The sequence below is a fragment of the Ruminococcus sp. MSJ-25 genome, assembly GCF_018917825.1.
In the GTDB taxonomy this organism is placed as follows: domain Bacteria; phylum Bacillota; class Clostridia; order Oscillospirales; family Ruminococcaceae; genus Hominimerdicola; species Hominimerdicola aceti.
On the sequence record NZ_JAHLPI010000017.1, the window covers coordinates 11167 to 24959 of the forward strand.

At 47.1% G+C, this 13793-nt stretch carries 11 protein-coding genes; 9 read left to right on the forward strand and 2 right to left on the reverse strand.

The window, feature by feature from the left end:
* Positions 1–2 precede the first annotated feature (2 nt).
* From KQH97_RS07165 to KQH97_RS07200, 8 genes are read left to right on the forward strand one after another with little or no spacing between them, the layout of a single operon-like run.
* Positions 3–1733: a prenyltransferase/squalene oxidase repeat-containing protein gene (locus KQH97_RS07165; RefSeq protein ID WP_216553638.1), complete on the forward strand. Its 1731-nt coding sequence runs from the start codon at positions 3–5 to the stop codon at positions 1731–1733.
* On the forward strand, positions 1721–2653 hold the full coding sequence (locus KQH97_RS07170; protein ID WP_216553639.1) for a MoxR family ATPase: 933 nt from the start codon (positions 1721–1723) through the stop codon (positions 2651–2653). Before KQH97_RS07165 ends, KQH97_RS07170 begins: the two co-directional genes overlap by 13 nt.
* Positions 2650–3618 carry a DUF58 domain-containing protein gene (locus tag KQH97_RS07175; RefSeq protein ID WP_216553640.1) on the forward strand — a complete coding sequence of 323 codons (969 nt, stop codon included), beginning with the start codon at positions 2650–2652 and terminating at the stop codon, positions 3616–3618. Before KQH97_RS07170 ends, KQH97_RS07175 begins: the two co-directional genes overlap by 4 nt.
* A 17-nt stretch (positions 3619–3635) precedes the next feature.
* Complete coding sequence (locus KQH97_RS07180; protein ID WP_216553641.1) at positions 3636–5657, forward strand: transglutaminase family protein; 2022 nt, start codon at positions 3636–3638, stop codon at positions 5655–5657.
* Positions 5654–6184 (forward strand): DUF4430 domain-containing protein, encoded by a 531-nt coding sequence (locus KQH97_RS07185; protein ID WP_117938991.1) that lies wholly within the window; start codon positions 5654–5656, stop codon positions 6182–6184. The genes KQH97_RS07180 and KQH97_RS07185 overlap by 4 nt, the downstream gene beginning before the upstream one ends.
* Entirely contained in the window at positions 6181–7047 is an 867-nt protein-coding gene (locus KQH97_RS07190) for an energy-coupling factor transporter transmembrane component T (RefSeq protein ID WP_216553642.1), read from the forward strand. Before KQH97_RS07185 ends, KQH97_RS07190 begins: the two co-directional genes overlap by 4 nt.
* Entirely contained in the window at positions 7020–8660 is a 1641-nt protein-coding gene (locus KQH97_RS07195; RefSeq protein WP_216553643.1) for an ABC transporter ATP-binding protein, read from the forward strand. The genes KQH97_RS07190 and KQH97_RS07195 overlap by 28 nt, the downstream gene beginning before the upstream one ends.
* The gene (locus tag KQH97_RS07200; protein ID WP_195518383.1) at positions 8650–9336 is read left to right on the forward strand and encodes an ECF transporter S component; all 687 of its coding nucleotides are present in this window, start codon (positions 8650–8652) and stop codon (positions 9334–9336) included. The genes KQH97_RS07195 and KQH97_RS07200 overlap by 11 nt, the downstream gene beginning before the upstream one ends.
* A gap of 31 nt (positions 9337–9367) precedes the next feature.
* On the opposite strand, the gene KQH97_RS07205 is transcribed toward KQH97_RS07200, so the two are convergent.
* Positions 9368–9949, reverse strand: a complete 582-nt coding sequence (locus KQH97_RS07205) for a helix-turn-helix domain-containing protein (RefSeq protein ID WP_216553644.1) — start codon at positions 9947–9949, stop codon at positions 9368–9370.
* 65 nt (positions 9950–10014) lie between these two features.
* Positions 10015–12696 carry a cation-translocating P-type ATPase gene (locus tag KQH97_RS07210; protein ID WP_367614664.1) on the reverse strand — a complete coding sequence of 894 codons (2682 nt, stop codon included), beginning with the start codon at positions 12694–12696 and terminating at the stop codon, positions 10015–10017.
* A gap of 179 nt (positions 12697–12875) precedes the next feature.
* Between KQH97_RS07210 and KQH97_RS07215 the strand changes: the two genes are divergently transcribed.
* Positions 12876–13667, forward strand: a complete 792-nt coding sequence (locus KQH97_RS07215) for a Bax inhibitor-1/YccA family protein (protein WP_216553645.1) — start codon at positions 12876–12878, stop codon at positions 13665–13667.
* Positions 13668–13793: the final 126 nt, after the last annotated feature.

The following is a 13793-nucleotide window of genomic DNA, read 5'->3' on the forward strand; positions in this document are numbered from 1 at the left end:
TGTTGAAAACGAGAGGTTTTCTTGGCAGATTAGTGGCGGTGTTTGCAGGGGTAGTAATGCTTCTGACAAATGTTCCTGCGGTGAATGCAGATAACGCAGATAAAAGGGACAGGATAACTGAAAGCGCAGAAAAGGTTTGTCAGTGGCAGCGTGACAAAATGGGCATTTCTCAGGACGAGAGCATTTTTTCGGGGGATTTTCTGCAAAACGCAGGCATAGGAAGCTCCGATTGGCTTGCCATAGGTATTTCACGCTTTGGTTTTGAGGAGGACTATGAGGCTTATCTCACTGCGCTTTCTCAGCGTGTGAAAGCTCTTTCAGATACCGACAACGCTACCGAGTGGCAGAGGTGTGCTATAACAGCCTCCGCAATGGGAGGCGACCCTGCCGACCTTGGGGGGATGGACCTTGTAAAAGGCGGTGTTTACGGCAGAGATGAAAATAATTCCGTAGGCAAACAGGGCCTTAACGGCTGGATATTTGCACTTTTGACCCTTGATACAATGGGCTACAAGACCCCGGAGGGTGCAGAGTTTGACAGAGAGCGTATACTTGACGAGATAGTTTCTTCGCAGAATACCGATGGCGGCTTTTCGCTGTCAAAAGGTGAAAGCGATATCGACATCACCGCAATGGCTTTGCAGGCGATCGCCCCATATTACAATGATTTTTCCCGTGACGATGTTAGAAAAAGCGTTGACAAAGCGGTGGAGTATCTAAGCGGCAAGCAGGACAGCTCAGGTACGTTCGGAAGCGCAGAAGCTGATTCGCAGGTAGTAATAGCACTTTGTTCGCTTGGTATCGAACCCGAAACTGACAGCCGTTTTGTGAAAAATGCCGACCTTTTGACCGCCCTGCTTTCCTATCAGAACAGCGACGGTGGATTTTCACATGAAAAGGGCGGTGATTCTGACGAGCTTGCCACAGGGCAGGCGCTTTGCGCACTTGCGGCACAAAAGCGTTTTGAACTTACGATGCGACGTATTTACGATATGAAAGAGGAGCTTTCAGTTCTACAGCGTGAAAAGCTTGACGGCATAAACGGCAGGCTTTCGGATATCTCAGACGAAGAGAGCGCAGAAAAAGCCTTAAAGCTTTTCAACGACCTTGATTGTGACGAACGCACATATGTTAGATACGGTACAGAGCTTGAAAATGCGGCAGAAAAATATAGCCTGACCTTGAGCGACAGGGCTTTCACAGAGGAGCTTGCACAGACAGACCATGGAAACGGCTGTGTATACAGTATCGAGAAAACGGAAATATATAAGGGCAAGAAAGGCTTTACAAAAAGCGACAGAAACAAGCTTGAAGCCCTGAGAAAAAACGGCGTTACTTCGGGGGACTGCACTGCTACGGCTGTGCTTTTAGTCCATGCAAAGGCTGACGAGAGCCTTTCCGACAGGGATAAGATAATATCAGAGCTTGAAGAAATGAACTCCAAAGCAAACGAGCTTTACAGTGAGGTATCAGACCTTAACAGTATCATAAGCCGTGAGCTTTATCCTGTTGATAGTGTTGGAAAAGACAAAAAGGAGCTTTTGGAAAAGACCGCAGAGAGGATAAAAAAGCTTCCTGAAAGCGAGCGGAAAAAGGTCACTTCTGCTGACGAGATAATAAAAGAGGCGGAGGATAAAAACGTGACAGTGTATGTGATATCTGCGGCAGCGGTGCTGTGCGCAGTGGGAGTTTTCACAGTGGTAAGAAAGAAGGGTAAAAAATGCGTGAGATAACAGATGAAGTGAAAAAGGTCATAATCGGCAAGGACGAAGTGGTGGATATGGTGTTCGCCGCAATTTTGGCGCAGGGTCATGTGCTTATGGAGGACGTTCCGGGCGTGGGAAAAACTACTCTTGCGGTGGCGTTTTCAAAGGCTTTGGGGCTTGAAACAAAGAGGATACAGTTCACCCCTGATACTGTGGCTTCCGACATCACAGGCTATACGGCTTTTGACAGACAGGCGCAGGGCTTTACTTTCCACAGCGGTGCGGCAATGACGAATATACTTCTTGCAGACGAAATAAACAGAACCTCAGGCAAGACGCAATCTGCCCTTTTGGAGGTCATGGAGGAGCGGGCCTGCACAGTTGACGGCAGAACATATCCTCTGCCTGAGCCTTTTGCAGTGATAGCAACACAAAACCCTACAGGCACAGTTGGCACGGCGGCACTGCCTGTTTCACAGCTTGACAGATTTATGATAAAGCTTTCAATGGGCTATCCTGACAAGGCAGCAATGCGAAGCATAATGTCAGACCGAAGCAGTTCAGACCCACTGGTAGATGTGAAAGCCGTCTGCACCGCTGAAAAGCTTATAGAAATGCAGAAAAAGGCAAAGGCTGTTTTTGTTGACGACAGCGTTTATGACTACATCTCAGACCTTTGCGACGCCACAAGGCATAATGAAAATATTTCTCTGGGCGTATCCCCAAGAGGAGCTTTGGCGCTTTGCAGGATAGCAAAGGCGTGGGCGTGCTATAAGGGCAGAGAATATGTCGTTCCCCAGGACGTAAGAGATTTTTTTGCCCATGTTTGCAGCCACAGGATTTCTCTTTCTGCAAAGGGCCGGCTCTCAGGACTTGCGGCAGAAAGTGTGCTTGACGAGATACTTAAAAGCGTAAAATGCCCTGAGAATGAGGAAAAACGCAGATGAAAAGGCTATGCTTCTGCCTTTGCACAGCTTTGGGCATACTGCTTTTTGTGCTGAAAAAGCCCATTGGCATAACGGTGCTTGGTTTGTGCGCAGTGCTTTTTGTATTGTCAGTATGTGTAAATATATTCTCGAAGAAAAAGCTATCAGCAACACTGGTAAACGACGGCACAGGCTTGAAAAATAAGGACATGAGCCTAAAATTTATCTTCACAGGAACTTGCGGTGAATACAGCGGTAAACTGCGGCTTAGAAATATGCTCACAGGACAGTGTGAGGACATAAAGGTGCATTTTATCATCAGCAGAGAGCCTGCTCAGGTGGATATCACTGTAAAAAGCGACACCTGCGGAAAGATAAAAGCAGAGTTTCTGACACTTAGAGCCTTTGACTTTACAGGGCTAACATGGAAAAAGGCGCAGTGCGAAATAAAGGGCAGTGTGAACATAATGCCTGATGCAGCAGAGATAGATGAGAGCGAGGAAGCAAAGCTCAAGGAAGCCCTTGAAAGCGACTTTTTCAGCAATGAAAACGAGGGCTTTGACCACAGCGAGCCTATCGGAATAAGAGAATATCGTCAGGGGGACAGCTATAAATCGGTGCATTGGAAGCTGTCTTTCAGACTTGGTGATATCTACGTCCGTGAATATGGCGAGCCTGTTACTGACAGCCTTTGTATCTACGTTGAAACAGGCGGAAATGTCCCCGCAACGGATTATGACCGCATTGCCGCAAAGGCACTGAGCCTTTCAATGTATCTTTCAGACGGCGGTATAGGGCATTACATGGCATTTTACAGCTTTTCTCAGCAGAGAAAAGTTTTTGAGCATATCGACAGCGCAGACAGCTTCACTGTCGCTCTGGACAGCCTTCTTTCTTCACAGCCTGAGCAGGGAAAAGAGCGACTGACGGAGTTTTCAGAGCTGTTTGAAAGAAGCGGCATAAGCCGTGTTATCGAGATAAAATAGTAAAAGAGGTGACAATTTTGACAGCAAGTGTTTGCTATGTGGAAAAGCACTTTTCAAAGAGCGTTTATATAATGCAGAGCCTTTTTGGTGCAGTGACAATGCTCCTGCTGTCATTGTCGCTTGGTATGGGCTGGCGAGCCTTTGCCCTGGTAGGTGTGTGCATATTGACAGCCCTTGCAGGGGTATCAAAAAAGACTTTGCCTATACCATTTTTCGCCGCACTATTGTCGGCGGTGATATTCCACAAGAAGTTTTTAACAAGCCTTGCAGGGCTTTTGAACTGCGTCTTGACCGCCCACGGTAAAAGCGCAGGAGTGGTGGAAATGCTTGTGGAAAAAAGCTCAGACCCTTGGTTTGCTCTTTGCGTGGGTGCAGTGATAGTTTCCACAGTGCAGAGCATTTTCAGCCGTCTTGACAGCAGAGTTTTTACAGTGGCAATGCTTGCGCTTTTTTTGTGCGCAGGTATCTTTATTGATATCCCTCTGTATTATGCCACTGCAGAAGTTGCATTAGGTATCCTTGCATTGACGTTTTCCGGCAGCATAAAAGGCGATTTGAAGCCATTTGTGCTTATACTTACAGCATTTTGCGCAGTGCTTATAGCCTGCCTGACAGGGCTTTTTGATAAGCTTTCCAACTTTGCCTTTGCCGATCGCTTTAATACGAAAAGTGAGTATGAGATCATAATGGAGCACCCACAGCCATTGTATCTTCTGGAGAGCCGTTTTGAGAAAGAAACTAACGGCGTGTGGGGGGAGCTTAGCGGTGAGGAGAAATATTCCTACTCAGATGAGTTTTATTGGCTTGATAAGCTTGATTTCTCACCGGCTTTTCAGACCGCTTTGCTTGACAATGCCATTGATATATCCGACAGCGGCAACGTTACAGTAAACATCAAAAATGGCGGAAATCCCCTTTATACCTATGGTATGACCGCCGCAGAGAACGTTTTTTCCGACCCAAAGATAATAGGCGGAAGCTTTGAGAACACCAAAAGCTATTACAGGCTTGCGGTGTCGGAAGGCTATCTCACAAAGCCTTTTGGCACATTTGATACCTTGCGCACTTCTAAGCCTGCGGATTATCTTGCCACAGAAAAGGGTTATCGTGACTATGTTTATTCCACCTGCCTTGACATATCAGCCGAGGACAAACAGCTTGCCGCAAACCATTTTGATCTGCAAGGTTCTCAGGGTAAACTGCGGTCTGATATGCTAAGCTTTTTTGTGTCAGACACAGTGCTTGACAGGTCAAAGACCTATGGGGGCGAAAGCTCTTTTGCAGATATGCTTGAGGTAACTTGCCGTGGGGGCGAGGAGGATTTTGCTGCCGCTGCTGTGAAGATCTTCCGTGCAAAGGGCGTTCCTGCCAGGCTTTGCAGAGGATATTTTATCACATCAGACATGACCAAAGGCCTTACAGATAACTCAGCCCTGACCGTCACTTCAAAACAGCTCCACTATTGGGCGGAGTATTACAAAGACGGCATAGGCTGGCAGCCTTTCGAGGTCTGCCCCGATTATGTTGGCATGATAAAAACTGACGACAGCTCCGTAAAAGCAAAGCCCACCAACCAAGGCGGCGAAGCCCTTGCTCCCGAGGACGAGGACAAACCAAGGGAAGAGATCTTTGAGGAGAACAAGACTAAACCTGCGGAGAAAAGCTATGCGGTATATATCGTTATCGGTGCGGTAATACTTATACTCTGGCTTATTGCGGCAATAATAGCTTTGGTAAGAAAAAGAAAGCTTGCCGCTCTGCCTGACAGCAAAAAGGTGGAGAAGCTGTTCTTTGCAGGCAGAAAAAAGCTTTGCGGCAGGAATTTCTCAGACCATACGCCAAGAGAGCTTTCCGAGAGCATAAAAAAGACCTTTGGCGCTGATATGGCGGAAAGCTTCGCAGAGTGCGAGAAAATATACGAAAAGGCGAGATTTTCAAGGCTCGAGATAACCAAAGAGGAAATGGCAGTGGTTAAAAATTTCGCAGATCAGGCAAAGAAAGCCAAAAAGCTCAAAGGTCAGGAGGGAGCAGAAAAGTGAAAAAGGATATCGCTCTGCTCATAGTCATAATTTTAGCAGCGGCAGCGGTCATAAAGGGCGTTGATATTCAGTCCGTTGACGAGTATTACAGCCTGCACAGCGACGATACCGCAAATGCCGCTCACACTGTCACTCTGACAGTGGATTGCTCTGATATTTTGGATAATTACGATATGCTTGACAAAAATCTCCGTGACGAGTGCTATGTTCCCTCAGACGGCATTGTTATGCCTGCGGAAAAATATGTCCTCCGTGAGGGCGACACCGCCTTTGATCTGTTGGAAAAAGCTACAAGGTGCGGTAAGATACCCCTTGATTATCAAGGCTCAGAGGATAATATTTACAACACGGTGTATGTCCGTGGCATAAACAATATCTACGAGTTTTCCTGCGGTCCGTCCTCAGGGTGGACCTATACGGTAAATGGCGAAAGCCCCGATAAGGGCTGTTCACAGTATGTCCTCCATGACGGTGACAGCGTGGAGTTTTACTACGTTTGCGACTACACAAAGGAGGCGGTGAAATGAGGTTGTCAGCTTTTCACCCTTTGACCGCCCTTGTGTATTTTACGGCTGTGCTTGCGGTGACAATGTTCTGCTTTTCACCAGCCGTTGGTATATGCTCGGCAGTGGGAGCGTTCCTGTTTTGTGCCATAACTCAAAGCTGTAGACAGACCGCATCAGACCTTGCTTTCTACATCTTTCTTACCGCCGTTTTGACTGTCACAAATCCACTTTTTTCACATAAGGGCGTAACGCCGCTTTTTTTCGTAAACGGCAAGGCTTACACGAAGGAAGCCCTTTTTTATGGCTTGACCGCAGGACTTTCCCTCACCGCTGTGATAATGTGGTGCAAAGCTCTTGGAAAGGTGCTTACAAGGGAAAAGCTCCTATACATTTTCGGCCGAAAAACGCCAAAAGCCGCCCTTGTGATAACAATGACAATGGGCTTTATCCCAAAGCTCAAAAGGCTTCACAGACAGCTTTTGGACGCTTTGAATTGCTCTGGTGCGAACGTCTCCGACAGCCGTTTTGACCGCCTGAAAAAAGACTGCACAGTGTTCACAGCCCTTTGTGCAGGCACGCTTGAAAGGGGAGCGGACACAGCCGCTTCAATGAAAGCCCGTGGTTATGGTATCCGGAAACGAAGCTTTGCACACTCGTTCAAGTTCAGAGCATGGGACGGCATTTTTGTGGCGGTTTTTGCAGTTATCTTTGCATTGGTGCTGATATTTTCCGCAAAGGGCGAGCTGTCCGCCGCTTTTTACCCTGTGATAAAGCTTGAAAACAGCGTTTTGCCTGTGGGAATGTTCGCATTACTATGCGTTTTCCCGTTTATTCTTGAAGTAAAGGAGAGCATCAGATGGAAATATTGTCTTGCAAAAATGTAGCTTTCAAATATAACGAAAGCACGGACTATGCCATTTCTGACTGCACTTTTTCAGTGAAAAAAGGCGAAAAAATAATGCTCTGCGGTGCTTCGGGAAGCGGAAAATCTACTTTGCTCAGGCTTCTGAAAAGAGAGCTTTCCCCAAGGGGCGAGCTTTCCGGCGACATCACCCTTATGGGCAAGGGAAGAAGCGAGCTTTCTGCCCGTGAAAGTGCTGAAAAGATAGGCTTTGTAATGCAAAACCCTGACAGCCAGACGGTATGCGACAAAGTATCGGCTGAGCTTGCTTTCGGGCTTGAAAGCTTTGGTGTGAAAAGTGGTGAGATACAAAGCCGTGTTGGTGAAATGGCGGCTTTTTTCGGTATCGAGCCGCTCTATGACAGGGATATCTCCACACTTTCGGGCGGTCAGAAACAGCTCGTTGCTCTGTGTTCCGTCATGGCCACAGACCCTGATATCCTGCTTCTTGATGAGCCTACCGCACAGCTCGACCCCGTTGCCGCAAGGGAGCTTCTTGGCATTTTAGACCGCCTTAACAAAGAAATGGGAGTGACTATCATCATTGCCGAGCATGACCCCGAGGAGCTTTTTGACTCCTGCGACAAAATTTTGTATCTTGCAAGGGGTAAAACCGAGTTTTTCGGTACGCCTGCCTTGACTGCAAAATATTTTGTGGAGAACGCTCTGGAGGGCTTTCTTCCCGAAACCGCCAAGGCGTTCGCAATGCTTTGCGACGACCTGCCCCTCAATGTAAGACAAGGCAGGGCGAAGCTTGAAAAGCTTGGCGTGACGGATATTCCAAAGCAGGCTGTCACTGATACAGAACGTGCCGAGCCTTATGCCCTACAGTGCAAAAATCTGTGGCAGAGATATGAAAAAAACTCTCCCGATATCCTCAAAGGCTGTGACCTTGGTATCAGAAAAGGGGAGTGTTATGGGCTTTTAGGCTCGAACGGCGGCGGAAAATCAACGCTCCTGCGTGTGATATGCGGACTTTGCAAGCCTTATATGGGCACTGTTTCACTTTTCGGTAAAAAGCAGAAAGCCTATAAAAACGGCTCGCTTTTCCGTGAAATGCTTGCATTTTTGCCCCAAGAGCCTGTGACAATGTTTGTAAAAGAAAGCGTCCGTGAGGATCTTTTGCAAAGCGGTGACAAAGTCACAGTGGAAAATGTTTCACAGCGCATGGGCATAGAACATCTTCTTGACCGTCACCCTTGGGATCTCAGCGGCGGCGAGATACAGAAATGTGCTTTTGGAAAAATTCTTCTTGCCGACCCGAAAATAATAGTTCTCGACGAGTGTACAAAGGGCATGGACAGCTTTGCGAAGAAAGCTTTGGGAGATGTGCTTGCAAGCCTTAAAGCCGAGGGCAGGACGATACTTCTCGTGACCCATGACCTTGAATTTGCCGCACAATACTGCGACAGGTGCGGACTTCTTTTTGACGGGAAGATAGTCGCAGAGGATAATGCCGTGGAGTTTTTCTCCCACAATCGCTTTTACACCACCGCCGCCGCAAGGCTCACAAGGGGCTTTTTCAGTGGTGCAGTGACGTCAACAGCCGTAAGAGAACGGCTCGCAATGGTGAAAAGAGGTCTAAATGAGCAGTAAAAAACTTGTGTCAGGGCTTATCTATCTTCTTGTCATACCCCTTGTGTGCTTTGGCGGCATAATGTTTTTCAGAGAACGCTTCTATTCTTTCGTCACCGCCGCACTTGCCATTCTTACCGTGGCAGGCTATTTTCTCCACTTTGAGAAAAAGCATTCCGACAGCACACAGCTTGTGATAATAGCCGCTATGACCGCATTGTCCGTTTTCGGCAGGATAGTTTTCAGCTTTCTGCCGGGCTTTAAGCCCTGCACCGCAATCGTTATCATAACCGCTCTTTATATGGGAAGAGAATCGGGCTTTATGACAGGCGCAATGACAGCCCTTATCTCAAACTTCTATTTCGGACAAGGTGCGTGGACGCCTTTTCAAATGCTCGTGTGGGGTCTGACCGGATATTTTGCAGGAATGTTGGCTGATAAGCTTATAAAAAGCAAGCCACTCCTTGTGACCTTCGGCATAATCTCAGGAACGGCGTTCTCTCTTATCATGGACTTGTGGAGCTGTCTGTGGGCTGATAACGCCTTTATTCTCAGCAGATACCTTGCCCTTGTTGGCTCGTCAGCCTTTTTCACCCTTATATACGCAGTTTCCAACGTGTTCTTCCTGCTGGTTTTATCAAAACCCTTTGGCAGGATATTTAAAAGACTGGATAAAAAATATGGATTAAAAAATTAGACCGACAAAGCTTTGCCCTGTCGGTCTTTTGCTACGGCTTGAATTTGTAGAAACCGTCGTTTGTACAGTAATAGCAGAAATATCCTGCTCTGCTTTGTGGAAATCTCACTGCAAGATCCTGCTCAGGATAGGTTTTGACAAGCGTCACTCTGTCATAGGATACAAACGCTATGAACGAAATGTAGTGACCCTTTGTCATCTCGTGAGGACAGGTGACGAACCATTCGTCCTCCACTTCTTCAAGCTTCAGGGCGTGACCCTCGTCTGCGTCTTTCATTGTAAGGGGTGTAAGCTTTTTGCCGCAGCATGAAAGCTCTCCGCCCCCAAGTGATGTGAAAACGCTGCCGCATTTTTCGCATACATAGAATTTTATTTTGTTCATTGTAACAGCCTCCGAATTTTCCCCAAGCTCCCCTTGAAGAAGCTTGTCGATATTGACTTCCAGCACCTCTGAAAGTGTGCCAAGCAGCGAAACGTCAGGGCAGCCCAGACCCCTTTCCCATTTTGATACCGCCTTGTCGCTGACGTGTATAAGCTGTGCAAGCTGAGCCTGCGTCAGACCTTTTTCAGTGCGCAGATCACGGATAAGCCTGCCTGTTTTTTCATTGTCCATTGTATCGCCTCCATGGTAATATCATATAATACCTAAAGCGATTTGTCAATCTACTCTCCGTAGACTTAATTCTGCCCAATGTTCACTGTTACGTCAGGAGATTTTTTGCCCATAAAAAGCTTTGGTATTATACCTGCCCCAACAGGCACGATAGCCGCCGCTGCCGCCGCCACAAAAAACTCTCCAAGGCTCGGAACGGCTGTGAAAAATACCTTTTGCAGAACAGGGAGCCATATGCCTGCAAACAGCGCTGCCGCTGATATGAATACAGAGAAAAGCAGGAATGGGTTTGAAAGATAGGGCACAGTGAAAAGTGTCTTATCTTCCGATTTACATTCAAACACATGGATAAGCTGACTAAGTACAAGTGTTATAAGCGCACCTGTCCTTGCAGTGCCGAGAGAATGGGTGTTAGTGAGCAGAACAGTGAAGCTTGCAAGGGTGCAGATACCGATAAGAAGCCCTCTTATGACGATACGCCACATAAGACCGCCGCTGAAAAAGCTGTCGTCCTCTTTTCTAGGGGGCTTTTTCATTACCGAGCTTTCCGCAGGCTCAAGCCCCAGCGCAATGGCAGGCAGGCTGTCTGTAACAAGGTTTACAAGAAGTATCTGCGCTGGAAGCAGTACCATAGGAAGTCCCATTAAAATTCCACCGAGCATAGTAATGACCTCTCCTATGTTGCAGGAAATAAGGTAGCGCACGAATTTTCTTATGTTCTGATATATGGTCCTGCCCTCCTCAACGGAGTTCACAAGGGTGGCAAAATTATCGTCAAGCAGTATCACGTCAGCCGCCTGCTTTGTGACCTCTGTACCTGATATTCCCATTGATACACCTATGTCGGCTTCTTTTATAGCAGGTGCGTCGTTTACCCCGTCGCCTGTCATTGCACAAACGTGCCCACGGCTTTTGAATGCCTTTACTATCCTGAGCTTGTGTTCAGGTGTCACCCTTGCGAACACACGGCAGTTTTCTATTACCTCGTCAAGCTGTTTGTCGTCCATTCTGTCAAGCTCGTCGCCTGTCAAAGCGATAGAGCCTGCTTTCATAATTCCGGCTTCTTTTGCAATAGCCTGGGCAGTGAGCTTGTGGTCGCCTGTTATCATAACTGTCTTTATGCCTGCACGCTGACATTCCGCCACCGCCTTTGCGGCTTCAGCCCTGAGAGGGTCTTTCATTGCCATTAGTCCAAGAAAAGCCCATTCCCCGTCCACCTGCTGTGAAAATGCTATCACACGCAGACCTTTTGAAGCGTATTCATCGCACTTGTCAAAAGCCTGTTTTCTCATTGCTCCGCCAAATGTCAAAAGCTCGCCGCTGTCAGAAAAAACGTGGCTGCATTCTTTTATGATAACGTCAAAAGCGCCTTTCCTGAATGCCGTTGTAACTCCCTTTTCGTCAGCGCATATGACCGTCATGGAGCGTGTTTCACTTTCAAATGGCAGCTCGTCAGTTCGTCTGTAACCAAGGGAGCTGACGTTTATACCTGAGTTTGCGCAGGCTATGAGTATAGCTGTTTCTGTAGGGTCGCCCTCTGCACAAAGCTCGCCTTGTCTGCCGCCTCTGTCACGCTTTCTTGTCTTCTCAGGAGGGCAGAGCCTTGCGTTGTTGCAGGCTGCACCGCACAAAAGTATCCTGCCAAGGTCAGGGCTTTCCCATGCTTTGAGGGCTTTCTCATCAAAGCTTGCTCCCTCTTTTGTTACGCCGTAAGCACGGCTTTTCTCGGTGCAGGTGAAAATATCAGTAACTGTCATTTTGTTCATTGTCACAGTGCCTGTCTTGTCAGTGCAAATTACTGTCGCACAGCCGAGTGTTTCCACTGAATGAAGCCTGTGTACAAGTGCTTGACGCTTTAGCATTTTTCTGACCGCAAGGGCAAGCGCTATTGTCACAGTGGCAGGCAAGCCCTCAGGTATTGCGGCAATGGCTATGGTTATTCCTGTCATTGCCATATTGAGAACAGGCTCGCCCCTTAGTACGCCTGCAATAAAGACTATCACACACACTGCAAGGCAGATGATAGCAAGAGTTCTGCCAAGCTCTCCGAGTTTCTTTTGCAATGGAGTTTCAGGCTCTTTTATCTCATCAAGCATAGTTGAGACCCTGCCCATTTGGCTTCGCTCACCTGTTGCCACCGCCGTGACCTCCCCAACGCCCTTTGTGACAACTGTTCCCATATATACCATGTAATCCTTGTTCAAAGTGGTAAAATCTATCTCAGATGTACGGCATTTCTTTACCGCAGGCACAGCTTCGCCGGTGAGTGCAGATTCGTCGCATGATAACGCCCTTGATGAGTTTATGTAGCCGTCGCAAGGCACTCTGTCACCTGCTTCGAGAGTAAAAACATCTCCTGCTACGACCTCCGATGCAGGAATTTTCACAAGCCTGCCGTCACGATATACCATGGCGGTGGGAGCGGTCATGCTTTCAAGCTTTTCCAGAGTTTTTTCACAGCGGTATTCCTGAATAAATCCCAGCGCAGCGTTAATGATAACTATAAGCACGATAGGCACAGCGTCAGCATATTGCCCAAGTGCTACGGATATCACCACCGACACAAGAAGTATCATCACCATAACGTCATGAAACTGTCCTGCAAAAATTTTCGCCGCAGAGGTCTTTTTCTTTTTGGCAAGGCGGTTCTCTCCGTCCGTACTGAGCCGCTTTTCGGCTTCCGCAGTTGTTAGCCCCTTTCTTGTGGTCTGGTTTTCCGTAAGCTTCTTTTCAAGTATATCCAGCACAATGTATCTTCCTTTCCGATTTTTTGGCTTTTGCCTTTGTTTATATCATATGCGGACAAGTCCGAAAAAATAACTTTGCACTTTTGCCTGAAAAATCATATTGACTTTTTTAAGAAAATATGTATAATAGTATATAAGCCAAAAAATAAATATTGGCGAAAAATAAAGGAGGCAAATTCATGAACGATTATAATAATTTTTCTGAAAGCTATTCAAATCCACGAGTTAAAAAGCTGCGCTCTTTTGCACAGTCCACTTACGGCATGGAGGCGGCAAGCTATAAGGGCATTGCAATGAAGACCTTGTATTTTGTTGCAGTTTTCGCCGCAGGCATGGGAGCATATTTTTACATTCACAACTTCTTCGGCGGCGGTGCGCAGGCTTTTTCCACTGAGTATACTATCTTTGTCGGCGCTCTTATCGCAACAGCAATAGCAGGACTTGTGGCTTCATTCGCTCCGAAAACAACGGCGGTAACAGGCTCTATCTATTCCGCAGGCATGGGATATGCCCTCACCTTTATGTCAATGATCTACGCAATGCAGTGGAAAGGCATAATAGTTGAAGCTGTTACACTGACGCTTCTCACAGTTGCAGTGCTTGCAGTTATCTATTCAAAGGGCGTTCGTGTGGGAAGCAGAATGAAAACTGCTCTTATCACCTGCCTTTGGGTCTCTATCATAGGCGGATTGCTTTTCATGCTTCTTGCATGGCTCGCACCTCAGTCAGCGATCTACGCTTCTATCGTTGCAATAAACAACGGCCCTATCGGCATACTTTTCGCTGTTATCGGCGTTCTTATCGCCGCAGCGCTTCTTATGTGCGATTTTGAAACTATTCAGATGACAGTTGAACAGGGACTCCCTGCTCAGTATGAATGGTATGCAAGCTATGGTCTTATCGTAGGCGTTATTTATCTTTATCTTAAAATACTGAATCTCCTTGCAAAGATAGCAAACAACAGAAAGTAATTTAAAGACTTAGCACTTTTTATCCCTCGTCGCAAGGCGGGGGATATTTTTATGCACAAAAAAGGAACTCCCGAATAAACGGAAGTCCCTTTTTGTGTGGGTATATTTAATTAATAGAAAGGCTTT